Raw genomic sequence first — 25,102 nt, 5'->3', positions numbered from 1 at the left:
CTGTCTCTCGCTCGTAGTCAAAGCTTGACTTGCAGTGCTTCGTGCACGAAAGTGCATCCGGGGAATGCAAATTGTGCGACCGGGGGATATCATGTCTGCTCCATTAACGATTCATTGCACGATCGGCGCCTCGGCTGGCCGTCAAGTTTTGCTTGGCTTTGCCCCCGCAAAACTTCTCCATTCTCTGAGTTTTGCCGATATCCTCAACGAAGATACGAAGACGGGATACCAGCGCCGGTTTAATTCCCAACACAGTCTGGATTTCCGTCGCTACATCCGCCAGCCAGACGCGTCCACCATTCCGCTCACGCTCAATCTCCGGCCAAGCGATACGGCCTGGCGCCTTGTCGAAACCGGGCAAGGGCAAGCTCGCCTCGAGATTGACCCCGCTGCCGGCAAAGTCATGGCTCAGGTCGATTGCCAGCACCGCCTAGGCCACCTCAATGACGTCGACATCTCCTTGCCGTTCATGTGCTTTCTGGGCCTCACGGTTCGCGAGGAGATGGAGGTTTTCAACACGATCAACAGCAAGGCGAAAGGGCTCAGCACCAGCCTTCTCGACTTTCATGATGCCCATCTGGCGGGCGATCTTGCAAACGACAGGCCTGAACTGTTCATTGCCCTGCACTTGAACAACGATGTCGAGTCGCCTTGGTGCCGCCAGCTTGACCTTGGCGGCAACAGCACATCCGGATTGAAGCGGCGTGCGTCGCTTCGGACCATGCAGAAGGCGATCAAGCGGTTTTTGACTGCGACACGCATCCTCAAGACGCGGTCGCCGGAGCATGCCGCTCTTGTGGTCCTGGCATTTTGGAAAGCTGTCGCTGACGTCCTTCCCGATCAATGGTCGAACCATCGGAAACACATCTTGAACAAAGGCGTGGGGGTTTACGCACTAATGGACATCGCCGCTGATCTTTACAATGAAACCAAGGGCGTGGTCGACGCCGACCGAAGTTACTTTGTCAACATGCTCGCCGATTTCGGGCTCCATGTTGACTGGTCAACCAATGGCCAACTCAAGGGAGTGGGCGGTGAGGGCGGTGTCCGCAAGGCCGTCGATTACATCCGCGATGTCCGAAAGCGCGCGCATTTGAAGGTCGTCAGCAATGGCTAACAAGAACATCCTCCTGATCGAGCCAGGGTACAAGAACAAGTACCCGCCATTGGGCCTGATGAAAATCGCCCAATACCATGGCCCCCGTGGCAAACGGGACCGTGTCCGTTTCATAAAGGGCGAGGATCGCTCGGTCATGAATGAGGCGTGGGACCGGATTTATGTAACGACGCTTTTTTCCTTCGAGTATCCGAAGATCTCCCAATCGATCGATTTTGCTCTTGAGGTCGCCAACGGCCAGGCTGACAAGGTTTTTGTCGGCGGCATTGCTGCGTCTCTTATGCATGAACGCTTTCTGGACGAGCGTCGCTGGCACGGCGTTAGGTTTATCAAAGGATTGCTCTCGGACTCACCTGCCGTGTCTTTGCAGCTCGACGAATTTGCTGAAGAACTTTATTCCAGCGACACGACAGGACGACCGATTGAGGATCTCGTTCCGGATTACGATATCCTCTCTCAGATCGATTACCGCTATCCGGTGCGAGACGCCTATTTTGCCTACACCTCCCGCGGTTGCATTCGCAAATGTCATTTTTGCGGTGTGCCAAAGCTGGAGGGGATGCAACGCGATACCGAGTCCTTGACCGATCTGGTCCGGGCAATCGACGAGCATTATGGTCCTAAAAAGGACCTGATCCTCATGGACAACAACGTTGTCGCATCCGCAAGGTTTAAGGAAATCATTGCGGAAATCCGCGATCTGGGCTTTGTACCCGGAGCCAAGCTCATGAGACCTGGTGCAAAAGTCGCGGTTCAGCGCCGGGTCGACTTCAATCAGGGCGTCGATGCACGGATCTTATGCAAGGATCCGATGTATCTGCGGGAATTGGCAACCATTTGCCTGAAACCCCTGCGGATCGCTTTCGACCATCTCGGCGTCAAGAAGCCGTACGAACAGGCCGTACGCTATGCGGCAGAGTACGGTCTGACCGAGCTGTCGAACTATATGCTTTATAATTTCCATGACGGTCCGGAGGATCTGTTCGAGCGCATGCGCTTGAACGTGACTTTGAACGAGGAGCTCGGGATCCGCATTTGGTCATTTCCGATGCGGTACCAGCCGACCAACCGCCCGAACCGTGGTCATATCGGAGAGAAGTGGTCCCGTTACCAACTTCGGTCGATGCAGATTGTACTGCAGGCGACGCACGGTATCGTCAGCGGGGCGCCGGCCTTCTTCAAGCACGCGTTTGGAGACACCTTCGAGGATTATGCGCGCATCCTGATGATGCCGCACGATTTCATCTTCAATCGTACCTGGTACGAGCGATACGATCAGGATCAGAAGCTCTACGAATTTCAGGCCGAGTTCGCCTCGCTCGACAGCTACGAGCGGGCAGAGCTCATGGAGCTGCTCTCGTCCCGCGACCCCCGCGAATTCGTGATGCTAAGCGACTTTGCTGCCAACGATAAAGTTCGGCAAATTTTGCGGTTCTATATTCCGGCATCTAAGGACGAACTGACAACAATATGGGCCACGCAAAAGGAACTGGTCCGCCTGGAATCGATGTCTGACCTTGGGCTCGCCGAAGACGAGCGGGTTGAAGACGCTGGTTTGGACTATGAGGAAGAGAGCATCGCTATCACCGCAGAGCTCGCACCAAAGCAAAGGGCTGTTGCATGACGACGGAAGCCACAACACGGATAAACCGGTCGGCGCTCCATGCCGCAAAAGCCGGAGGCCAGAGTGAGCCTCTTGAGGAGATCACCATTGGTCGGGACGTATTGGAACTGGTTTCCAGCGCGATGTACATCGACCCGATGACGGTCTATCGCGAGTACGTGCAGAACTCTGCCGATGCCATCGACGACGCGCACAGCCGCGGGCTGCTTTCCGGGGATGAAGCTGGGAAGGTCGCCATCACAATTGATGCGACGACGAGAACCATACGCATTCGCGACAATGGTGCCGGTCTGTCAAACGCCGATTTCGCCCGCAAGATGGCCGCCTTGGGTGCAAGCGGCAAGCGTGGCACGTCAGCCCGAGGTTTCAGAGGCGTCGGTCGCCTTGCGGGCCTGGGCTATGCGCAGGAACTCGTTTTCCGCTCTAGAACAGCGTCAGATTCGTCTGTTGCCGAATTGACGTGGGACTGCCGGCGATTGAAGTCGGCCTTGCGCGAAACCGATGGCGACATTCAAAGCTTGATACGTTCTGTTGCGACGCTCAGGAAAAAGCCGTCCGGTGACTATCCGGAGCGGTTCTTCGAAGTTGAATTGCGGGGGGTCGTTCGCCTACGCAGTGACAAGTTGATGAGCCCCGTGGCTGTCGACGAATATTTGGGCCAAGTCGCTCCCGTTCCGTTCGCGTCGGAATTCCAATTTGGTGCCGAGATCCGTAAAGCGCTTGCCCAGGTCGTCGCGCTTGGAGAACTGAATATTCGCATCGAGGGCAACGACCGGCCCGTCTTACGGCCGCATCGTGACGTGCTAACGCCGCCTGGCCACAATCCAATCCGTTTCAGCCGACTTTCCGTCAACGAAATCTCATCAATCGACGGTGAACTTGCCGCGATTGTCTGGGTTCTTCATCACGACTACGAGGGGGCGCTGCCGAATGGCGCCGGCGTGAAGGGATTGAGGCTTCGTGCTGGAAATGTGCAGATTGGCGAGCACAACCTACTCGAAGAATTGTTTCCCGAACTTCGATTTAACGCTTGGGCCGTCGGTGAAATTCACGTTGTCGATCGGAAAATCGTCCCAAATGGGCGCCGTGATCACTTCGAACAGAACGCCCACTACCACAATCTCACCAATCAGCTTGCCCCGCTTGCCAGAGAAATCGCGCACCTATGCAGGACGAGTTCGATCAAACGCAATTGGCTACGAGAAACAGAACTTCAGCTCAAGATCGCTAACGAGACGCTCGATATTCTTGCGCAGGGGGTCCTGGGTGAGTCAGAATATGCGAACTGGTGGGCTAAGGGCCGTGATGCTTGCCAGAAGGCAAAGAAAGCGCTCTCGCAGACGGTGCTCCAGAATGAGGACCTTTCTGGCTATACCGAAAAAGTGATAGAAGTCGAGAAATCCCTTGAGCTCTCGACGCAGCCGAAAATAGCAGAAATCAAAGGTGTCGCGGACAATGAGCGAATGGCTTTCGAGCGATTTTGCGAGGTACTTTATCAGGTATCATCTAGCCAGAGCGTCGCAAAGGCATTGGTCGACAAGGTTATGGCGAAGCTCGGTGACGGCAACCTGATTTCTTGACGCCAAAGTATTATCGCCCTGCAGCTTTCGGTTGACGACTACTTCCGCCTGCATGAATATCGGCAGGTAATTGAAATCCCTGGGGCAACAATCCAGTTGAAAAATCGTTCATCTCCTGTTCGCGCTCGGGGCGCCGGCGCTACGCGCGGCCATCAGCCTGAATATGAAAAATTGGCGCAATTTCTCCTGCCGCTGACAGGCGTGCCTGCCGAGGATCTTGCAGCAGAAGGTGCCGACCTCCTTCAGGCGCCGCGCACGTTTGTCTATGTCGACACTTCCTTCCTCATGTGGATGACCAGAATTGGAACCAAATCGCGTGGGGAGCTGGTCGCGTGGCTTTCTGATTACTGCGGCACGCGCCTTGCTGTACCAGCTTGGTCTGCCCACGAATATTACCGTCATTTGAAAGACCGAACCGTTCTCGATGAGCTAACGTCGCATCTTGCCGGGATAAGGAATATCGCCGAGCACAGTTTTGATTTTCTCTACCCGTTCCTTGACGAGCCCCTTGGAGGCGCCTCGGACAACACGAAACAGCTTGTACGCACGCGTGAGGTGTTAAGTTCACTCGGGGGGCTTACCGATATGCTAAGTGGTTGCAGCGAGCAATTCCAAGCAAATTCGCGCGAAGTAGCAACCTTTGCGAATGCGCATGCTCTTCGCGAAAGCGAACTCTTTGGTTATTTCGAAAGCCTCGATGCGGTCGCGTCCGCACGATACGAAGGCAGGATGCCGCCCGGCTACCAGGATCGAAAAAAGAAGCCTCTCAAGGTCGAGACCGACGGAGAGACTGCAGAAGAGGGCCGCAACCGTTGGGGGGACCTGATTTTCTGGCGGGAGATTTTGGATCATGCCCGCTCGAAGCGGGCGAAAGCAATCGTTGTCCTGACGCGCGACGGTAAATCAGATTGGCAGATGGCCCCGTTGCCTGGTGACGACGCTTCAATTGAACGGCCCGCTCATCCCAGTCTTGGCTTCGAAGCGTGGAGGAGCGCGGGGGCAGAGAAATTGCGTCTCTACGACAACCGTCGACTTGCGCTTATCGCGAAAGCCGCGGGACGAGCACCTGCGTTCGTCAGCGTGTCGACATTACCGGGAATGCCGAAGCCGAAATCAGAAAAGGACCATCAGAAAGAGGAGATCGAGAAGCGTGAAAGAGCGGTTTCGATAGCAAGGGCCGAGATCACCACTCGGACTGGCTTTCGTTTCCTTGATGTTAACGGCCTCACTCTTTCTGATCCGAAGCTCAAGCGCGCCATGCTCTCGTCGCGCGATCTTACGGTGGCCTCAACTGCTGCTGTTGGCAAGGCCGAAACTATACTGACCAATGCGATCAAAAGCGATTGTACAATAGAGGATCTTTTGACAGCGGATGTGCTGGGCAGCATGTCGTCCGACGAGCTCGTGATCTTCGCCCGAAAATTCGGAACAAGCGCGATACATCATAGTCAGACGGCGTTGTTGCTATCTGACTTCCTGGACCTGTTCCAGGCGATCCCTCCAGTGACATCGAGCTATCTGTATTTCGGGCTTATCCTGTCGATGTACCTTGCTGAGGGCAATCAAGCTGCGCGCCTGGGTCCATCGTTTCCGGTTGGCGCGCGTTTGATAGACTTTCAAACGCAAGGTTTTGCAAAATTTCCGTTAGCGGTTCTCGATGGCAAGATGGTCACGCTTCCCAAACGACCCATTTATATCGCGACACCTCAACCGAAAGCGATGCGCGCAAAATTTGTACTCAATACGGAACTCAAGCCACCAAACCAGCTAATCGGGCTGTGGATAGCGAAACAGCAACTGGTCTTGGAAGAGCAGGCAGAGCCGGAACTAAAATTACGCAGGCTCCTTGGAAGTTCTCCCGCCACCGTGAATGAGATTTTGAACAGGGCGAGCGAGATCTACTGTCTACCCCGCAATCTGATTTCTCCCACAATGGACGACGACTACGTCTTCGAGATCGGAGAGCACACCGGACTGAAGAATCCCTCTGAAGTCTGGCTGAATGAACTGGAGAATGGCAATGACTAGTGTCTCGGTCGGCGTCGAGCCGTATTTTGGTGCCTTCATCCTGGAAACGCTGACTGTCGGAATGTACGGGGAATCTCGTAACGCGATACGAGAATATGTCCAAAACGGCTTCGACTCGATACAGCGAGCAGTGGAAGATCTCGATATCCTCCCGGCTGGGGCGGGCAAGGTTACTGTCAGTTTCCACGATAATTTCGTGGGTCTCACCATTCGCGACAATGGAGCGGGGCTTTCGGTTGACATCGCTGCGTCCACCCTTGCTTCCATCGGAGCTTCCCGGAAAGATTATCGGACGGACGCGGGTTTTCGAGGCATTGGCCGATTGGCCGGCATCGTTTTTGCCAACACCTTGACGTTCCGGACAAAGGCAACCGGCGAGCCAAAGCAGACGACCGTTACCTTCAAAGCCGCTAAAATGCGCGAGCTGATGTCGCCTGCAATGGGCAGCACGCTTACCGCAGATGCGCTGCTGAGACAGTGCGTCACGGTTGAGATCGAGGATGTCGATAAAACGCTGCCATCGTTCTTCGAGGTCGTGCTTGATGGCTTTACCTCGCCTCCTGAGGAATGCTTGAAATCGGACCTAATGGCTCGCTTCCTGTCGCAAGTGGCTCCCGTTCCGTTCGCGCCTGACTTTCCATTCGTGGCGCAGATCCTCGACCATGCGGCAGAAGGAGGGATCGGTATTCCGCAGGTCAACGTGATACTTGAGGAACCGGGTGAGGAGCCAAAGCTGATCTACAAACCTTACGGCAAGACGTACAGCGTTGAAGGCGGTGCCGACCTCACACCTCTGGTGAAGGTCACGCCGTTTTTCTCCTCATCGAAGACTTGGTGGGCATGGGTTGGCTTCAAAGACGTGCCCGGCTCTTATCTGGAGGCAGAGTACCGAGGCCTGCGTGTACGCGCCAAGAATATTCAGATCGACGGTACCGACGTCGTTCGCCAAATTTTTCAGCAAAGGGCGAAGTCCAACGCTCGATATCAGGACTGGTTCGTGGGCGAAATCTATGTCGACCTCAAAGCCGTGATCCCGAACGCACGGCGTGATGGTTTTGAGGAAACGAAAAGTTGGCAGGACATGCAGAAGGAAATCGCAAACTCCGTCTGTAAGGACCTGGGTTCCGCGGCGCAGGAAATTTCCAATGAAGCACAGTTGACCCTGCAAAAGCTGACCGAGAAGGCAGAAGGGTATTTTGAGAGCTATGAAAGTTTAAAAGCGGCATCGTTCAAAAACAAAGACAAGGTGATAACGCTATCAGCGGAAATCACCAAAATCCAAGGGCAGATTGCGCGGGCATCGAGAAACGCTGATACACCGACGCTTGCCTCTTTCCGCCACCTTGGATCGCGTCTCGCCGATGCCAAAACCGAAGCGATATCCCAGCTGGCCGAGCCAGCGCCGGTGTTCGATGTCGAACAGCGCGAACAAGAGATTCAGGAAAGAGTCCTCGAGGAATTGATGGTGGTATTCGCTGAACGTTTGGCCACGCCGTGCCTGAACTCAGTTCGCGCTTTGGTTAAAGATGTGTTCGACTGGTCGCCTTCGTGAAAGAAGTTGAAAATGGCGGCGGCTTACTAGCCTTCCAGCCGCAGGATTGTTGATATGACGTAGGACGAGTTGCCCTCTGAGGGAACACCAATGCGTGGTCCCAGGGTCGGCTCTGAATATTCAAAGAGACTCATATCCGCAATTTCCGCAATCCGAAACGGCCCATGTTCAAGAAGGGCTTTCAACTCATCAACTGTCGAGGTACGGACGCGTATTTCCCTGCTTGCGATCGCGCGCTGCGCGATGTGAAGAATGCCGCCAGGCGAAAAAATCGCGCCAGCAAGATCCAATACAGCAAGGTCGTTGGCCATGCGATGGTGCATGTCGCTGGTGATCGCCAATTCGCTAATGATATTGTCGTATTGTCTGCCAGGATGGATTCCAGTGAACCAAAAGGTTACCGCGTCAAAAGGGCGCTGCTTCACTATCCAGGCCTCGAACTCATCGTCTGGCCGAAGGACGTCGGCTTGCATGAGGACAATTGACCCCGCCTTGGGCGTTCGTCCGGCAACAATTTGCACATCGTAGTTTCTGGTCGGGCCCGGCGAATGGAATAGCCGCTGCTGAGGGGCTTCAATGCTAAGGCGTGTCGCTGCTGCAGCCAGGCCCTCCGGGTTCTCGTCTATACCGACCGCCAATCCGGTTTGATGATTGACGTGCTTCGCGAGTTCCGCCACAGCCAGCGCTGGCGAGGACCATGAAACCGTCGACCAGGGAGGCGTTCGACCGTGGCGTTCTCGAAGGCGGCTTTTCCCTTCATTGGGGCCGGAACAAGATTTGCTTTCCCAGACACGCTAAGGTCGAACGAAGCACGAACATCTGTTTGTCCCCTGGATAAGATTACCAACTCGATTGCGATCGATCTTGCAGCGACCATAAGCTCGGCTCCTTCATAGCGAGGAGCGAACGAATGGGCCGAAGAAGGCTGGTCAATGCGGCGGAGGCAAAGGTTCTTTTTGGCTTCCCGGCTGACGAGGATAATCTGCTCCGGCACTATACTCTCGATCCAATTGACAGGTTGGAATGTGAGGTGCGTCGCCGCGCGCATAATAAACTGGGCTTCGCCATCCAGCTTTGCGTCATGCGGCATACTGGGCGTCTCTTGGGAGAAGACGAGCAGCCTCATGCGACGGTCATCCGCTACTTGGCCGACCAGCTCACCGTAGACTCGCGTGATTACGCCATCTATGCGCGTCGGGTGCAGACACGTTTCGAGCACAGGCGTTTCCTGACCGAACATCTCAGCCTTCACATAGCCAACAAGAACGACCGGCGTGCAGCACTTCTGGCTGCTATCGACGCAGCGGCTGCCGGGGATAAGGGGCACCCGATCGTCACGGCGGTGATATCTGCGTTTCGGCAGCGCGGTGCGCTACTCCCTTCTCAGGCGGCGATCGAGACGATCGGATTGGCCGGTCGCGCCATTGCACGCCGACGCGCAGAAATCACACTCCTCGAAGATATCGCCGCCGAGAAGTTGGAAGCGCTCGACGCTCTGCTCCACGTCGATCCGGCTATTGGTCAAACGCGATTCCATTGGCTGCGATCAGCGCCAGACGCGCCCGGTGCTTCGAACCTAATTGGACTGACCGAACGAATTGCCTTCCTGCACACGCTCGAAATCGATCCTCAATTGCAGGCGCGTATTTCATCTGGACGCTGGGACCAGCTCATTCGGGAGGGCGACGCCACTCCTGCGTGGCTCGCCACAGATTTCGGTGCAAATCGCCGGCGTTCGACGATCGTGGCGCAGATCATCAAGCTCGGTAAGAAACTCACCGACGATGCCGTAACGATGTTCATCAAGCTGATGGGTCGGTTGTTCTCGCAAGCCAACAATCGCAAAAAACAGCGGCACATGGACGCTCGGCCGGAGACCTCAAAGATTCTGCGGATGTTCCTCGATACGATATCCGCCCTCCAGGCGGCGAATGATAATGGCGATGATGCGATCGAGACACTCGACCGCGAAGTTGGCTGGCCTCGACTGCTTCGGATGAAGCCCGAGCTTGCCGCTATGGTCGAAGACAACGAGGCTTCACCTCTGGCCTTAGCAGCCGAGCAGTATGCGACCGTCCACAAATATGCGGGTGCGTTCCTGCAGGCGTTGACGTTCCGCTCGACCCGCCGACACGATCCACTTCTTGCGGCGGTCGGTGTGCTGAAACGCCTCTACTCGGAGAGGCGCCGGACACTCCCGGAGCGCGTCCCGATCACGCACCTCCGCCAAGCCGATCGGAAACTCATCTTCGGACAGGAAAAGCCCGATCGGCGTCTTTATGAAATTGCAACACTCGCCACATTGCGAGACAGGCTTCGTTCGGTCGATGTCTGGGTCGACGGCAGCCGCTCGTTCCGCCCGATCGATGAGCACCTCATGCCTCGACCAACTTTCACTGCAATGAAGGAAGAAGACCGACTCGGCCTTGGCGTACAAGTTGATGGAGCGGCCTGGTTGGCTGAAGCTCGCCAAATGCTGGACTTCAACCTCAAACGCCTTGCCTATCGGGCACGAGCCGGAAAGCTCGAAGGGGTTCGTCTTGAAGGCGGGACGCTGATCGTTTCGCCGACCGTCGGCGAGGTTCCTTCCGCTGCAGAAGATTTGAACGCCGAAATAAGTGACATGTTTCCGCAAATCGAGGTGCCCGATCTGCTGAGAGAAGTGCATGAATGGACCGGGTTCGCCGACCAGTTCACCCACGTCCGAACTGGGGATGCGCCGCAGAACGTATCCGCCATGCTGGCCGGCGTTCTGGCTGACGCGACCAACCTCGGTCCGAAGCGGATGGCCAGTGCTTCAAAGGGCATCAGCGCTCATCGGATCGGCTGGATGCGCACCTTCCACGCTCGATCAGAGACGTATCGCGCAGCGCAAGCCTGCGTGACAGATACACACAGCCGCCATCCGTACTCTCGTCTGTGGGGCAACGGAACGACAGCTTCATCCGACGGGCAGTTCTTCCGGGCAAGTGATCGAGCCGCCAAACGCGGTGACGTCAATCTACATTACGGCAGCGAGCCGGGATCGAAGTTCTACAGCCACCTGTCTGACCAGTATGGCTACTTCAGCATCTTGCCCATCAGCCCGACGGAAAGCGAGGCTGCCTATGTGCTCGACGGCCTGTTCGATCAGGACACGATCCTCGATATCCAGGAGCATTTCACCGACACAGGCGGCGCAAGCGATCACGTGTTCGGGTTGTTCGCTCTGATCGGCAAGCGGTTCGCGCCTCGGCTACGCAATCTGAGGGATCGGAAGTTTCACACATTCGAGAAAGGCGACGCCTATCCTGCGCTAACCAATCACATCGGTGCGCCGATCAACACGACATTGATCCTCGATCACTGGGATGATCTGCTTCATCTTGCGGCGTCGATCACCACCCGCGCCGTTGTGCCCTCGACAATTCTGAAGAAGCTCTCGGCGTCTCCGAAGGAAAGCCAACTCGCGAGGGCTCTGGGGGAACTGGGCCGCATCGAGCGATCGTTGTTCATGATCGAGTGGTACTCGAGCCCGGCACTGCGACGGCGCTGTCAGGCTGGCCTCAACAAGGGCGAGGCTGCGCACAAACTCAAGCGCCCCGTGTTCTTCCATGAGCGAGGCGAAATCCGTGACCGATCGTTCGAAAGCCAGGCCTTCCGCGCATCCGGCCTCAATCTCGTCGTCAGCGCGATCGTGCACTGGAATACGGTCTATCTCGACCGTGCTGTCGCGCATCTGAAGCAAGCGGGCAAAAACATTCCCGACACGCTGCTGAAGCACATCTCGCCGCTCAGTTGGGAACACATCAATCTTACAGGCATCTATGCCTGGGATACCGAGCGTCAAATGCCCGAAGGCTTCCGGTTGCTCAGACTGCCTGCGCGCCGACTTCGCGCAGCTTGATGTTCATGCTTCGTTCGGTCTTAGCGTGTCTGGGAAAGCAGATCTTGTTCCGACCCCTCAAAGGAGAAGGGGAGGAGCACAAGGAGGCGACAGCCGGCCAAATGACCATTTGTTTGATCGCGAGCTGGATCATCTGCCGCCGGAGGCGCGCTGGCGCGAATGGATGCAGCGCGTCGAGGCCACCATCTTCGCCGCCAGTGACCCGGTCGGCCGCGAGACGCTGGCGCGCGTCGTCGGAAAAAGCTGCAGCATCGACCTGTTGATCGACGATATCCGTGAAGAGCTGCGCGGCCGGCCATACGATCTGGTCGCTGTCGCCGGCGGCTGGAAGCACCTGACGCGGCCGGCCTACGCCGACGCCATCCGCAGCGCATTTGGCACAGCGGGCGGCGGCAGTGGGCGTGCCAAAGACCTCACGCAGTCAGAGGTGCTGGTGCTGATGTGCATCGGCTACTTCCAGCCGATCACGCGGGGAGAATTGTCGTCGTTTTTCGGCAAGGAGATCAGTCGCGATTTTATTGGTCATCTCCGCAGTGCCGGCTTGATCGCTTCCGGTCCGCGCAGCCCGACGTCGGGCGCGCCCTACACCTACGTCACGACGAAAGAATTTCTGCTGGAGTTCGGGCTCGACACGCTGCGAGACCTGCCGGATTTCGAGGCACTTGAAGATGCCGGATTGCTGTCGAAGGAAAAGCTGCTGGCTGGAGATATTCCGACCGGGCTGAGCAGCGGGGAGGGCGACGGCGACGAGGAAGATGCAAGCGTTAATAGCGAGGGTATCGGGCTTGGTACCTGAGAGAGGGGATCCTTGACGGAGTCTGGGCGGTTCTGTTGCAAACGTTCCGGCTTGGCTTGGTGGACGGGACGGGCTCCGCCGAGCGGGCGACGCAGCCCGAAAACATAAGGCCTATCGTCAAGACTATAAATTCTCTGAACAAACAAAGAACATGCTTGGTTGGTCAAGCAAAACCACGTTAATATAGCCGGTTCCCAATGGAGATTGATTCTTGGCGCGCAAAACGACGCCCTCGGCCAAACAGGCATATAAGCCTCCCTTCCGGGTCCTCTGTATTGAGGGCGGCGGCATGCGCGGCATTTACAGCGCGTCCTATCTGGACGCGTTGATGACCAGGTATTCCGATACGCGCAAGGTCACGCATATTGACCTTGGCAAAGCATTTCAGCTGATCTGCGGCACCAGCACTGGGGCGATCCTGGCTTGCGCCTTGGCGGCGGATGTCCGCATGAGCAAGGTGATCGATCTCTATCGGAACGAGGGGCCTAAAATCTTCCCGGAGAAGGTGCCTTCGGCGCTTGCCAAGATCCTTTGGCAATTCGGCAGGCGTGCGGCGTTGAACAGAGCAGGGGCGGCAGCCCTCAAGGTGGCGCTAACCGCACAACTCAAAGCGATGAAGCTGATCGACATCTGGAATGACCGCGGCATAGGGCTTGCCATCCCTGCGGTCGAGATGTCACGCCACCGATCGTGGGTCTTCAAAACCCCGCACCTTGAAAACAGCAAGCACCGCGACGACGACTACACACTTGTCGACGTCTGCATGGCGACCACGGCGGCGCCGGTGTTTCGATCGGTGGCCTGGCTGCCCAATCCCAAGATGCAGGGCGGGCATGCCTTCGTAGATGGTGGCCTTTGGGCCAACAATCCGATCCTAGTCGGACTGACCGACGCCCTTGAGCTCACACAACCCGGTGATGCCATTGAAATCTTTTGCCTAGGAACCTGTCCGCCGCCTTCCGGCGATCAGATCACGCCGGCTCTGGTTGATCGGGGCTTCAAGGAGTGGCGCTTTGGCGCGGACGCGGCTGCGGTCAGCATCAGCGCGCAACAATACGCCTTCGACCATATCGCCCATATGATGGGCAAACATACCGGCCGTGAGCTGTCGATCGTCCGCTTCCCGCATGGCGACATTGCAGGGGCGATGCTGGGCCATCTTGACCTGGATGAGACCTCCAAGGCATCGATGGATGCCTTGGTTCAACAGGGCCAGACCGATGCCTATGAGGCGCTAAGCGCCTGCGGAGACGAAAAATCTGAAATCGGTCGAGCAATCGACAGGCTTCTGCGCCAAGCGCCGGAGAGCAAAGCCAAGCGAGGGAAAGATGTTTGATTGCCACGACGATATGACGGCGTTCCACAACACCGAAGTGCAGTTGCCGAAGGACGAACGCGACACGATGCGCGACCGGCGCAACACGAACCGCAAACGGTTGAAAGACGGGCTGAAGAGAGATGAGGAACCTTCACCGGTCGGATGCCGGACTCAAGGGTCCTATGCGATGCGCACGATGACCCAGCATGCCGAGCTCGATTATGACATCGATGATGGGGTCTATTTCGATAAGGATAAGCTGGTTGGACCGCGCGGTGCCGACAAGACAGCAGCCGACGCGAAGGAAATGGTGCGTAAGGCGGTCCATGACGACAAGTTCAAAAAGGCCCCGGAGGTGCTGAAGAACTGCGTTCGCATCTACTACGATCTTGGCTACCACGTTGACGTTCCTGTCTACCGACGCTTCGAGGAGAACCAGGAGTATGTCTACGAGCTGGCTAGCACGGATTGGAAAAAGTCCGATCCGATGGCTGTGACGGCTTGGTTCAAAGACGAAAACAAGGCGCAGAGCCCCGACCAGCTCAACGGTGGGCAGATGCGCCGCGTCGTCAAGCTCATGAAGGCGTTTGCCCGTAGCCGGGAATCGTGGCGTAGCCAGATTGCCCCCGGGTTCATGATCACCAAGCTTGTCACCGAGCGGTTTTCCAAGAACTCTGACCACGACGACGTCTCGCTGCGACGGACGATGGAAAACGTCCATTCCCGGCTTGAAGGTAGCCTCGAGGTCGACCACCCCGTCGTTTATGGGGCCAAGCTCACACGCGGTCCAGACGACAGCCGTGCCAAGCTGCTGCGCGACAAACTCAAATGGGCGATCGACGAATTGGCTGTTCTCGACGATGCCGATTGCAGTCAAGCAGATGCGCGCAAGGCTTGGGACAAGGTCTTCAAGACAGAATTCTTCACTGACCGCGGCGCCACCAAGAAGGCCGAGGCCGTGGTGACGTCCGCGGCGATCCTGCGCGGAGATTACGCCGAGGCGGGCAGGGAAGCGGTCGATAAGCGCGGTGGCGGACGGTATGGCTGAAGCCCGTCCGCTGCTGGCGGAGCTGCATGATCAGGCCCTTGTGGCCCTCGATGCATATTTTCAGGCTTTCAGTGCCACGCGGATGGATGCGGCTCAGCTCACGGCGATCCAGTCGCTTGTGGCTGCGGCCGGCTGGCAGTTCTCAGTTTCCTTCGACGATGGCCGGATATTGAAGCTGGCGATCGTGGTTCCGGCGGCATTTCCGTTCGCGCCGCCCCGGTTGTTTGTCGTTGATGGGCCAGGCCTTTTGCAATGGCCGCACCTGGAGGAAAACGGGCTGCTTTGCGTCTATCCTTCGCAAACCTCGTTCAGCACCGAGCGGCCGGTCGCTGTAGTCCACGCCTTGCTCCAAGAAGGCGTGGCTATGATCGAGCAGAACCTTGCCGGCAATACCGCTGCCGATTTTCGTGCCGAATTCGTATCCTACTGGAACCGCAGTGTGGAAACCGCGCCGCGTGTCTTGAGTCTGGTCGAGGCCAGGGGGGATTCTCGCGCGGTCTATATTTGGAAAGGCCAGAAAGACCATGTCGTCGCGGACAGCGAGGCCGAGCTGCGGCGATGGCTTGGTCACCGGTTTGGCTCATCCGCCAAGGCGGCCAAATATGATGCAACCAAGGCCCTTTTGTTGTGGTTGCCGGCTGTGCCGCTGCCAGCGGATTTCCCGAAGAACGGGGCTGACATAAGGCGTCTCGTCGCCGGAGACGCAGCCGCGCTGGAACTCTTGGGCAAAGCCATTGTGGATGAAACCATTGATGAGGTGCTGCTTGGTGTGAAGACGGCAACCGGCACCGGATTCGGCAGCGTCAAACTGATGATGCCCCCAAAGCAGGACGGCGTGGGACGCAAACACGATCCGATCAACCGGGGGTTTCGACCGGGGCGGTTGCCGCTGAAGTTTGCCCTTCAACGCGGACTGGCGCCTGCCAGCAAAGTTAGGCGCTACCTGGTCCAGCGCGTTGACCACGAGTGGATACATGGGCGCGATCATGATGCCCGCCAGACGGTCTTGAAGGGCAAGCGCGTCGTGATCATCGGCAACGGCTCGCTGGGCAGCACGCTGGCCGAGCTTGTTGCCAAGGCCGGTATCGGGAATCTCCATCTCATCGATGGTGAAGTGGTTGAATGGGAGAACATTGGCCGCCATGTTTTGGGAGCCCAGTCCGTCGGTACGTTCAAGAGTGTTCAGCTGGCAGGTTACGTGAGGGCGAACCTGCCACATCTTCAGGCGGTCGAGGCAAGCCCGGAGGTGGCTGAGGCGATTGACGTCGAACGCCTGCGTGACGCCGACATGATTGTCGCGACGACGGGTGTCTGGCAAGTCGACAGTCTGCTCAACCATCTCCAGCAGAGCCAAGGGCTCCCGCCTGTTCTTTACGGTTGGCTTGAGCCCAATGCGGCGGCCGCGCATGCCGTATACATTCCGGGGCAGGGCGGTTGTTTGCGCTGTGGCATGTCGGACACAGGCACTCCCCACCTCGCAGTCACCCGCTGGCCGGACGACGGTATTGTCGCTGTCCCGGCTTGCGGCGGTGCGTTCACGCCCTATGGCCCTGCCGAGCTTGCCTGGGCCCATGCGCTTCTCAGCGGCGAGACAATCCGCTGTTTGTTGGAGCCGCCGGGCAAGCCACATCACAAGATATGGATCGGCCAGACTGCCAACTGGGTCGCTCAAGGCGGCGAGGTCGATCCGCGCTGGTTGGATGTGATGGGTGATCCCGGCGCGGGCGGGATGATCCGTGACCGCGACTGGCCCGCGGCTGCGGATTGCCCGGTCTGCCGCAAGCTTGCCAAGGCCGCATGATGAAATACCTGGCTGCGTCTGGCGAGCAGGAGTTGATCCTTGCCACCGCCGTCCTCGATCATTTTGCCCCCCACCGCCAGATCGGGTGGCGTGACCGCGAAGCCGGTGGGCAACTTTTTGCGCGTTTCGAGGGACAACGCATCATTGTCGAAGCAGCGACGGGCCCGCGCGCCATCGACAGGCGGTCTCGGTTTCTTTTCATTCCCAACAAATGGGCTGATCGGGCCGAAATCCGGCGACTGCACAAGCAAGGCCTGCATTACCTGGGAGACTGGCACACCCACCCGGAACGGGTCCCCACGCCGTCACCGGTCGACCGGGCGAGCATGCATGACATGTTTGCCAAATCGCGCCATGATCTTGCGGGCTTCTTGATGATCATTGTCGGGACCGAACCCCCACCGGACGGGCTGTTTGTGGCAATTTTCGGTGCCGAAAGCTGGGCTCAGCTGAGACCTGTCGCGGAATAAGCCTAACCCCGGCCGGAGCCGGGTCAGGTACCTCATGTGCGGATGGCGCCGTGGCGCTGGGCGTGGTCCACTTAGGCCGACAGCGTCTGATAAGGCCGGAAGTGATCGACCGACAATCCCAACTTGGGGAGCATGAGGATTTGTGGGGCATGCCTAAACAAAGTATGCCGTCGTCATTGAATTTCGATGGGATCGGCGGGTGTGAAGAGTGCAAAACGGGGAGCAAGGAAAACTGTCGGAGAGGCGGCAGCCTCGGAGGATGAGGTTTTCATCCTGCAGTTCCGCGTCTGGTTAAAGGATGTGAACCCGATGGTGTGGCGTCGGATTCAGGTTGCCTCGACGATGACGCTGCGCGAGTTTCATGGCGTCCTTCAGGTCGCGACGGGATGGGAAGGCATCCACCTTTACCAGTTCATCATTTACACGGCGCGGTACGGCTCGTGGGAGACAGGTGCCCGTTCCCCGGCCATGACGCTTGGCGAATTGAAGCTGCGCAAAGGCAGCCGGTTCCTGTACGAATACGACCTCAACATTCCCTGGGAGCACGAGATCCGGCTAGAGGAGCGCCAGTCAGTCAAACCGGGCGCTCACTATCCAGCATGCACGGGAGGAGACGGCGACTGTCCGCAGGAAGACTGCGGCGGGCCGGAAGCCTGGATCTGGCGGCAGGACAACGCCTTCGGCTACGAGACGATGGACGACCTGGAGATCACGACGGAGTTTCTGCAGGAAGTTGCCGAAACGAAATCCCTTGCCGTGCTGGACGATCCTGATCGTGCGGAGGAACTGCGCGCTGCATTGGATAGACTGAAGGAGCGTGCAAGCTGGCTGGGAAACCGCTTCGAACGCCGGAAAACGAATGAACGCCTGCAACAGGGTGAACATCTCAACCTTATGCATCAGCAGATGTGAGGGTTCTGGCGTCTCGATCTTTCGAAAGTAGGTCGACCGCCAGGAGGGCCACGTCATCACCGCGATCGTGCCGGATCCCCCTAAGCAACGCTCGTGCGGCCGGATCCGCGGCCTGGCCGAAATTCCAGGAGCACGGCGGTAACCCGTATTCGATATCACTGTCTCCAGCACGGCCGAAGGGCGCAAACGGATGTTTTGCAAGCATCAGGTTTTCCACTCCGGCCATTCTGGAAAACTCGATCTTGGAGTGATGACATGCGGGCGCGACTGGTATTGCAGATGATGAATGATGGTGGAGAGACCATCGCGACCGAAACGGTCGCCGATCTGGTGAAAGTGACGAAAGGGGCCGAGGACCTCGGTCTGTCGCTGTCGGAGGCGAAGATCCTGCTGGCGAAGCTGCAGCAGGCGATGGTGGAGACGCAGGTGGAATTGTGGCTCCAGGAGAACCGCCATCTTGATGGCCGCCGTCTGCGCAGCAAGGGAAGTTATCCCGTCACCTTCCATACCCTGTTCGGCGACGTGCGCCTGAAGAGCCCGCGTTATTGCCTGCCACGAATTGACGGCGCGAACGGCCCTGCAACAATCTCACCATTGCGCACACTGATCCCCGACCACATCGCGCCCGAACGCCTCTATCTGGAGACCCGGTGGGCCTCACTCGTGCCCTATGCTGCCGCCGCCGAGCTGTTGGCCGACGTGCTGCCGATCGCTTGCGGGGCCAACGCCACGACGGTCCGGCAGCATGCGTTGCGCGCGGCCCGCCGTATTGAGCGGGAACTAACGGAAGAAAAAGTTTCCTTCATGCAGGATGCTTGCCCGCGCGACTGGATGAATCTGCCTATTCCTGATGCCGCATCGTCATCGGCCTGGATGGCGGCTACATCCGTGACCGCAACGACCGGAAGAGGAACTTTGAGCTGATCGTCGGGCGTTCGCTGCCCGAAGACGGTGATCCGCGCTATATCGGTTTCGTCCACGGCTACGACCGCAAGCCGCAACGGCGCATCCTCGATCATCTCAAGAAGCAGGGTGTTCAGGCCAACCAAGATATCACCTTCATCACGGATGGCGGCGAAGAGGTCCGCTCGCTCGCCGAAATGATCGCGCCGGCCAGCGAGCATGTCCTCGACTGGTTCCATATAACCATGCGCATCACGGTCCTTCGCCAGTTCGCGCAAGGGCTCGAAAACCATGACGAGCAGGCTGGACAGGACATGCTTGAAGCTCTGCGCAAGATCAAATGGTATCTCTGGCATGGCAATAGCTGTCGTGCCCGTGACGAAATCGCCGACCTGCAATTCGATGCGGAAGGTCTGGAAACAGGCTATCCGAACATGCGCAAGTTCCTGACTGCCATCGGCGACTTCCAAGCCTACATCGCCGCCAACAGCGCGAGCCTGATCAATTACGGCGAGCGCTATCGGTCCGGCGAGCGGATATCCTCGGCCTTCGTCGAGGCCACCGTCAACGCCGTCATCAGCAAGCGCTTCGCCAAAAAGCAACAGATGCAATGGAGCCGGACCGGCGCGCATCTTTTGCTGCAAACCCGCACGCAGACCCTCGACGGCTCCCTGCGCTTGACCTTCCGGCAATGGTATCCCGGCATGGCCAACGACAATCACGAGCACAGAGAAACGGCCAGCGCCGCATGACCGCCCCACAAATCCTCATGCTCCCCATCATCGACGACACAAACGCTGGTCTCTCGCTGCGACACATCCAATCCGACATATTGCTTCACTGCGGCCTCCTTGATCTCAATGGTCGGCGGCTTTTGCCGTCAGCCGAATCTTCGTTCAAAGGAGCGACGGCAGCAATTACGTCATCGTTTCCAAAACTGACCCCGGGTCGGCATCCAATTTTTGCACGCCGATTCACACCCGACCCGCTGCGTAGCGCTCAGGGACACGCCATCAAGCCGTTGGCAAGAGACGGCCAGCACACTCGATTGCATCGACGGGCTACGCGTGCCGCTGAGCCCCCACTGAAATCGTCCCTCGCCATAGCCGAGAAGCCCTCCAACAAGATCTGATCGGCTTTGAGCCATCTTCGTTCGAAAAAGCGGAATCTTTGATGTTGCGCCATGCCACAACAATGATATAGTGCAATGAGTAAATGACATAAGACAATCAGGGAACCAGACCTATGTTGCGCTCCGCAGTCCCGATCGCACTTGATCCGGATTATTCGCATGGAGGGCCTCGAGCGCGTATCACTCAAGCGCGACAGACCTCGGGCAAGCCCAATACAGACCCGGTGGTTGGCTTGGCTCCCATGAAGGGTTGGTTCGAAGGCCGCGACGGCGCTCGTGGATCGGAAGAATGGTCTCGAAGATTCCCAATTGACAAGCCCATGCGGTCTTCGCAGGGCCGCGGCATCCTGACCTACGGTAGGTTTGTGCCGCCAGATGGTTGCCTGAAATCCAGGCCGGTGTTGGTCGGGAGCTAACCGAGGCGCAAGTTCAAGTCAGCCGCGGAAGGAAAAGAAGAAAATGCCGATGTGTCGCGCGCAACACTCCCGTCGTCGCTACACAATGAAAACGCAATCGGGAGTAGACCCATCAAAATCAGGGGAATGACCAATGAAAATTCCAACTATGAAGTTTGCAGTTAGTGTGGCCCTTCTGTTGGCAGCGCTGCCATCCGTCGCACTATCAGACGAAATTCCCGACAATCTCAAGGGGACGGGCGAGCTCGTTACCACAACTGGCGGCGGAGGAGCATTTGACGACGCCCGCAAAAAGGCGTGGTTCGAACCATTTTCGCGAGATACCGGCATTAAGGTAGTGATCGTTCCCACTACAAATGCGAAGCTCTTGGCCTCAGTAAAGGTAGGACAGCCTGAAGCTGACCTCTCGTTTGCCAGCGGCGGCGAGGTTCAAGACTGGATCGACAAAGGATTTCTCGACAAGATTGATTATAGTTATTTCTCGAAGGAAACGCTAGCCGGCATCCCGGAAGATGTGAGAAAGGAATATTTTTTCCGCTCACATACTTACTCTGTTGTCCCTACTTATAGCACAAAAAAATATCCGAAAGGCACTAAGCATCCCGAAAACTGGGCCGATATATATGACGTGGCCAAGTTCCCTGGGAAGCGGGCGCTTCCGAATTGCGCAAACACTCTCTACGGCGGTTTGCTCGAAGGAGCGCTTCTTGGCGACGGGGTTCCGATGGACAAGCTTTACCCGCTCGACTTTGACCGTGCTTTTGCGAAATTGAAGCAAATTGCGCCAAATGTTGGACGCTGGTGGGGACCGGACGAGGGTGGTTTGGCCCCGCAGAGCCTGATCGACGGCGAAGCCGATATGGGATCCGCTTGGAATGGCCGAATTGCCAATCTGAAGCAGCAAGGAGCGCCGGTTGATCTGTCATGGGATCAGTCTCTTCTGCAATACGACAATTGGGTCGTCGTGAAGGGCTCTCAGAATCAAGTCAACGCGGCTAAGTTCCTCGCTTATATCGCCCGCCCCGAAGCGCAGGCCGCCTTTGCTAAGGCCATTCCTTATGGCATTGTGAACAAGGACGCGTACAAAATCCTTCCGAAAGAGTTCGCCGAGAACTTGCCGGGCGCCCCCGGAATCGCAGAGAAGCAGATCACCCAAGACTATGCTTGGTGGTCGCAGGCGAGGCCCGACGGTAAGACAAACCTCGATTACGCAATCGAACGTTGCCAAGCGGAGTTGGCAAAATAGTCGGTCTGTCGGTGCGGCAAGGAAAGCTGAAATGCATTCCGAGGCAGGTGCTAATTGCCAGCACGGCAGAACTGGTCGAAAGCTGACCACTCTCGTTCGATAAAATGCGAGATTCCAAGTGGCGGTACGATGGAGACGTCGGCCGCCACTTGAGGCAAATTAAAATCCATGTGGCGCTGTTGACAGATTGCTAAGCTCGAAGACGGGATCAGTCCTCGCGCATAACACAAACATCGATTCCAGAAGTTGCTTCTGTACTGTCGGTCACTGTTAACAGGAATTTGAACCGGCCATGAGCGACTTAAGGGAGGAGCAAAAGAGGATGACCACTCTCCTGGCAAAAGAAAAGGCCGCAGATGCGGCAGTCGTAAGTGTGCCCAGGAGCCATGATCTCCTGAACGCGCTATTAGCACGCCGATGGATTCGCGGCGCGATCATCGCCACGCCAATTTCAGTGCTTTTAGTTGGGTTCCTCGTCATCCCGCTAACAATTGTTATTTGGGGCAGCGTCGAAGGTAGCAAACTAACCTTTTCGCACTATGCGCGCATATTCTCCGACGACACGAACTTCAGCGTCATGCTCCAAACACTGGAAGTCGGGTTCGCTGTAACGCTTCTGTCGTTGGTGGCCGCTTATCCCGTTGCTTACCTGCTGACTCAGATTAAGTCGCGCGCTTTGTCGATTGTGACTTTGTTCATCCTCGTTCCGCTGTTCACAGCCTTCCTCATTCGAACGTACGCTTGGATGATCATCCTCGGGCGCCAAGGGCCTATAAATAACGCATTGATCTGGCTCGGACTCATCAGTGAGCCCCTACCACTTCTCAACACGACCTTTGGCGTTATTGTAGGGATGGTACACGTGCTGATGCCGATGGCAATCTTCACGATGTACTCTTCTATGGTGCGGATAGACCACAATGTGGCGCGCGCCGCACAAATACTAGGCGCCAAGCCGGTACAGGCCTTCCTGCGCGTCTATTTCCCTATGTCGCTACCAGGCGTCTTTTCTGCCGGGATATTGATGTTTATCATCGCTATTGGCTTCTACATTACTCCTGCTCTCCTTGGTGGGCCACGCGATGCAATGATAACGCAGCTGATTGTCACGCAAATGACGACGCTGTTAAACTTCGAACTTAGCTTTGCGTCGTCAATTCTCCTCCTCCTAGTCACGATTGGAATTCTGTTCTTCGCGAGTCTGTTCATTCCGCTCGAAATGATTTGGTCTTCTTCAACTGTCGAAAGTCCAGCTCCAAAGCCACGCTCGAAATCTCATTTATTCACGAATGCGAAACGGGCAATGCATCCGGCTCTAAACGCTGTAGAGACGCTGATCCATCTGACAACAAAACCGTTCTTGACACGTAAAGCGCGCTGGCTTTGGGGTTATACAATCCTCGTTCTTCTGTTTTTGACAGCCCCCCTGATCGTCGTCTTCATGCTTTCGTTCAGTTCGTCCCCGTTTGTCGTATTTCCTCCTCCAGGTGTTTCGCTGCAGTGGTGGGTGAAGTTGCTACACGCCTCTGATTGGCACGAGTCATTCCTATTCTCTGTCAAGCTCGGGGCGGTCTCTGCAATCTTTGCCACGATCATTGGGACCATGGGCGCCTTCTGGTTGGTGCGTACCACGCTGCCAATCAAGAGAGCATTGTTCCTGTTCTCACTGTCGCCCCTCATGGTACCCGCTATCGTTATCGCGACGGCTCTTTACATGTTCGAGGCACGAATCCATTTGCTCGGAAGCTTCGCCGGACTGGTCGTTGGCCATGTCCTTCTGTCGGTACCCTATGTTGTTGTCATAATGGCAGCTGCACTGCGTGGTTTTGACCAGTCGCTAGAAGCAGCAGCCGCTATTCATGGCGCACGGCCAATGCAGGTTCTGCGTTTAGTTACATTGCCGCTCCTCAAGCCGGCGCTGCTGACAGCGGGTTTGCTTGCATTCCTAACTTCGTTCGACGAACTGCTCATTACAATGTTCATGATCGGAAGGCAGACGCTGACGCTACCTTTCAAATTCTGGAACGATATCAAATACGAACTCAATCCGCTGCTCAGTGCGGCCTCGTCGTTTATCGTCCTGCTTGTGATGGTAGCAATTCTGACAACGCAGTTGATAAGGGTGCGGCACGACAGGCGCACCTCTGCCAGCAACGGTCAATGAAAGGAAGGGAATAATGTCCACCAGTCTTGAAATGAAGAAAATCCAAAAGTGGTACGGCCCTCTTCACGTTGTGCGCGACTTCGATCTCTACGTTGAGCCGGGCGAATTCGTTTCGTTTCTCGGCCCATCCGGGTCCGGCAAGACGACCGCGCTAAAGATGATCGCCGGCTTCGAGCAGCCTAGCGGCGGCGACATGATGCTGGGCAGTCGTTCGATCGTGGACGTCCCGCCTTATGAACGTGGTATCGGCATGGTGTTCCAAAACTATGCGCTGTTTCCGCACATGACAGTGGCTGAAAATGTTGCCTTCCCGCTCAAAGTTCGCAGCGTTGCAAGGGCTGAAACAGAGCAGAAAGTACGCCGCGCATTGGAACTCGTGAAGATGGGTGAGTATCGCGATCGCTTTCCTAATCAGCTCTCTGGCGGACAGCAGCAACGAATTGCACTGGCCCGTGCCATCGTCTTCGACCCGAGCCTCCTGCTCATGGACGAACCACTTGGTGCTCTCGACCGCAATTTGCGTGAACACATGAAAATTGAGATCATGCGCATCCAAAAAGAGTTGAACATGACGGTCATCTTCGTCACCCATGACCAAGACGAAGCGCTTGTTATGTCCGATCGAATTGCTGTGATCAACGAAGGCAGGCTCGTTCAAGTCGCGGATAGCAAGAACCTCTACTACAATCCAACGAACCGCTTCGTTGCATCTTTTGTCGGCGAATCTAATCTTCTGCCGTGTCGCATCGACCAGATAGAAAATGGAGCCGGAAAGGTGACTATTGGCGATCGCGATTCTGGAGTAGCTCGCTTAAACGGACAGTCATGTGGTGACGCCGGTTGGCTCTTTGTACGACCGGAGCATATCGATATCAGCCCGCGAGGCGCGACTGCTGACGTCGGAAATACCCTTGATGGAGTTATCGAAAATGCACTGTTTTTAGGCGAGTTGACCCGGTACGTGGTTCGCTGCGGAAACGAAAGCATAACCGTCAAGCAACAAAACCGAGGGCAGGCGCAATTTGCGAACGGAAGTCCCGTGTCAGTATCATGGAATATGGGGAACTCTACCGTTTTGAATTGATGCTCAATCAAATCGGAGTCGTGGG

General features: G+C 56.8%; 16 protein-coding genes and 1 pseudogene. 16 read left to right on the top strand and 1 reads right to left on the bottom strand.

The window, feature by feature from the left end; translation table 11 throughout:
- Positions 1-91: 91 nt before the first annotated feature.
- The 5 genes from HGP13_RS37455 (at position 92) to HGP13_RS37435 (ending at position 7,901) form a co-directional block, all read left to right on the top strand.
- A complete protein-coding gene (locus HGP13_RS37455) occupies positions 92-1,117 on the top strand; it encodes a DGQHR domain-containing protein (RefSeq protein ID WP_172235213.1) in 1,026 nt (341 codons plus the stop codon).
- Positions 1,110-2,741, top strand: a complete 1,632-nt coding sequence (locus HGP13_RS37450; RefSeq protein WP_172235212.1) for a radical SAM protein — start codon at positions 1,110-1,112, stop codon at positions 2,739-2,741. Before HGP13_RS37455 ends, HGP13_RS37450 begins: the two co-directional genes overlap by 8 nt.
- A complete protein-coding gene (locus HGP13_RS37445) occupies positions 2,738-4,321 on the top strand; it encodes an ATP-binding protein (RefSeq protein ID WP_172235211.1) in 1,584 nt (527 codons plus the stop codon). The genes HGP13_RS37450 and HGP13_RS37445 overlap by 4 nt, the downstream gene beginning before the upstream one ends.
- A 96-nt stretch (positions 4,322-4,417) precedes the next feature.
- Positions 4,418-6,349 carry a PIN-like domain-containing protein gene (locus tag HGP13_RS37440; protein WP_172235210.1) on the top strand — a complete coding sequence of 644 codons (1,932 nt, stop codon included), beginning with the start codon at positions 4,418-4,420 and terminating at the stop codon, positions 6,347-6,349.
- Positions 6,342-7,901: an ATP-binding protein gene (locus tag HGP13_RS37435; RefSeq protein ID WP_172235209.1), complete on the top strand. Its 1,560-nt coding sequence runs from the start codon at positions 6,342-6,344 to the stop codon at positions 7,899-7,901. The genes HGP13_RS37440 and HGP13_RS37435 overlap by 8 nt, the downstream gene beginning before the upstream one ends.
- Before the next feature lie 26 nt (positions 7,902-7,927).
- On the opposite strand, the gene HGP13_RS37430 is transcribed toward HGP13_RS37435, so the two are convergent.
- Positions 7,928-8,578, bottom strand: coding sequence for a hypothetical protein (locus HGP13_RS37430; RefSeq protein WP_172235208.1), 651 nt, complete (start codon positions 8,576-8,578; stop codon positions 7,928-7,930).
- A 233-nt stretch (positions 8,579-8,811) separates the two neighbouring features.
- Between HGP13_RS37430 and HGP13_RS37425 the strand changes: the two genes are divergently transcribed.
- From HGP13_RS37425 to HGP13_RS37375, 11 genes and pseudogenes are all read left to right on the top strand, one after another.
- Positions 8,812-11,787, top strand: coding sequence for a Tn3 family transposase (locus HGP13_RS37425; protein ID WP_172235207.1), 2,976 nt, complete (start codon positions 8,812-8,814; stop codon positions 11,785-11,787).
- Positions 11,788-11,950: 163 nt separating this feature from the next.
- Positions 11,951-12,583: an SMC-Scp complex subunit ScpB gene (locus HGP13_RS37420; RefSeq protein WP_246709237.1), complete on the top strand. Its 633-nt coding sequence runs from the start codon at positions 11,951-11,953 to the stop codon at positions 12,581-12,583.
- A gap of 211 nt (positions 12,584-12,794) precedes the next feature.
- Complete coding sequence (locus tag HGP13_RS37415) at positions 12,795-13,919, top strand: patatin-like phospholipase family protein (RefSeq protein WP_172235206.1); 1,125 nt, start codon at positions 12,795-12,797, stop codon at positions 13,917-13,919.
- Entirely contained in the window at positions 13,912-14,949 is a 1,038-nt protein-coding gene (locus HGP13_RS37410; RefSeq protein WP_172235205.1) for a cyclic GMP-AMP synthase DncV-like nucleotidyltransferase, read from the top strand. The genes HGP13_RS37415 and HGP13_RS37410 overlap by 8 nt, the downstream gene beginning before the upstream one ends.
- Positions 14,942-16,750 (top strand): ThiF family adenylyltransferase, encoded by a 1,809-nt coding sequence (locus tag HGP13_RS37405; RefSeq protein ID WP_172235204.1) that lies wholly within the window; start codon positions 14,942-14,944, stop codon positions 16,748-16,750. Before HGP13_RS37410 ends, HGP13_RS37405 begins: the two co-directional genes overlap by 8 nt.
- A complete protein-coding gene (locus HGP13_RS37400) occupies positions 16,747-17,220 on the top strand; it encodes a Mov34/MPN/PAD-1 family protein (protein WP_172235203.1) in 474 nt (157 codons plus the stop codon). The genes HGP13_RS37405 and HGP13_RS37400 overlap by 4 nt, the downstream gene beginning before the upstream one ends.
- 201 nt (positions 17,221-17,421) lie before the next feature.
- Positions 17,422-18,132, top strand: a complete 711-nt coding sequence (locus tag HGP13_RS37395) for a plasmid pRiA4b ORF-3 family protein (RefSeq protein WP_246707515.1) — start codon at positions 17,422-17,424, stop codon at positions 18,130-18,132.
- Between the two features lie 255 nt (positions 18,133-18,387).
- A pseudogene (locus HGP13_RS37390) lies at positions 18,388-19,787 on the top strand (ISKra4 family transposase).
- Between the two features lie 929 nt (positions 19,788-20,716).
- The gene (locus HGP13_RS37385) at positions 20,717-21,829 is read left to right on the top strand and encodes an ABC transporter substrate-binding protein (RefSeq protein ID WP_172235201.1); all 1,113 of its coding nucleotides are present in this window, start codon (positions 20,717-20,719) and stop codon (positions 21,827-21,829) included.
- Positions 21,830-22,151: 322 nt separating this feature from the next.
- On the top strand, positions 22,152-23,993 hold the full coding sequence (locus tag HGP13_RS37380; protein WP_172235200.1) for an ABC transporter permease subunit: 1,842 nt from the start codon (positions 22,152-22,154) through the stop codon (positions 23,991-23,993).
- A 13-nt stretch (positions 23,994-24,006) separates the two neighbouring features.
- Positions 24,007-25,077: an ABC transporter ATP-binding protein gene (locus HGP13_RS37375; protein WP_172235199.1), complete on the top strand. Its 1,071-nt coding sequence runs from the start codon at positions 24,007-24,009 to the stop codon at positions 25,075-25,077.
- Positions 25,078-25,102: the final 25 nt, after the last annotated feature.

The organism is Mesorhizobium sp. NZP2077 (assembly GCF_013170805.1).
Lineage (GTDB): Bacteria > Pseudomonadota > Alphaproteobacteria > Rhizobiales > Rhizobiaceae > Mesorhizobium.
Note: the sequence above shows the minus strand (reverse complement) of the source record. Positions and strands in the feature narration are given on the sequence as shown.

Bases quoted from the DNA above. Each gene is read 5' to 3' on its own strand.
- HGP13_RS37425 (WP_172235207.1), top strand. From the start codon at position 8,812: ATGGGCCGAAGAAGGCTGGTCAATGCGGCGGAGGCAAAGGTTCTTTTT.
- HGP13_RS37445 (WP_172235211.1), top strand. From the start codon at position 2,738: ATGACGACGGAAGCCACAACACGGATAAACCGGTCGGCGCTCCATGCC.
- HGP13_RS37400 (WP_172235203.1), top strand. From the start codon at position 16,747: ATGATGAAATACCTGGCTGCGTCTGGCGAGCAGGAGTTGATCCTTGCC.
- HGP13_RS37450 (WP_172235212.1), top strand. From the start codon at position 1,110: ATGGCTAACAAGAACATCCTCCTGATCGAGCCAGGGTACAAGAACAAG.
- HGP13_RS37405 (WP_172235204.1), top strand. From the start codon at position 14,942: ATGGCTGAAGCCCGTCCGCTGCTGGCGGAGCTGCATGATCAGGCCCTT.
- HGP13_RS37385 (WP_172235201.1), top strand. From the start codon at position 20,717: ATGAAAATTCCAACTATGAAGTTTGCAGTTAGTGTGGCCCTTCTGTTG.
- HGP13_RS37410 (WP_172235205.1), top strand. From the start codon at position 13,912: ATGTTTGATTGCCACGACGATATGACGGCGTTCCACAACACCGAAGTG.
- HGP13_RS37435 (WP_172235209.1), top strand. From the start codon at position 6,342: ATGACTAGTGTCTCGGTCGGCGTCGAGCCGTATTTTGGTGCCTTCATC.
- HGP13_RS37375 (WP_172235199.1), top strand. From the start codon at position 24,007: ATGTCCACCAGTCTTGAAATGAAGAAAATCCAAAAGTGGTACGGCCCT.
- HGP13_RS37380 (WP_172235200.1), top strand. From the start codon at position 22,152: ATGACCACTCTCCTGGCAAAAGAAAAGGCCGCAGATGCGGCAGTCGTA.
- HGP13_RS37455 (WP_172235213.1), top strand. From the start codon at position 92: ATGTCTGCTCCATTAACGATTCATTGCACGATCGGCGCCTCGGCTGGC.
- HGP13_RS37420 (WP_246709237.1), top strand. From the start codon at position 11,951: ATGCAGCGCGTCGAGGCCACCATCTTCGCCGCCAGTGACCCGGTCGGC.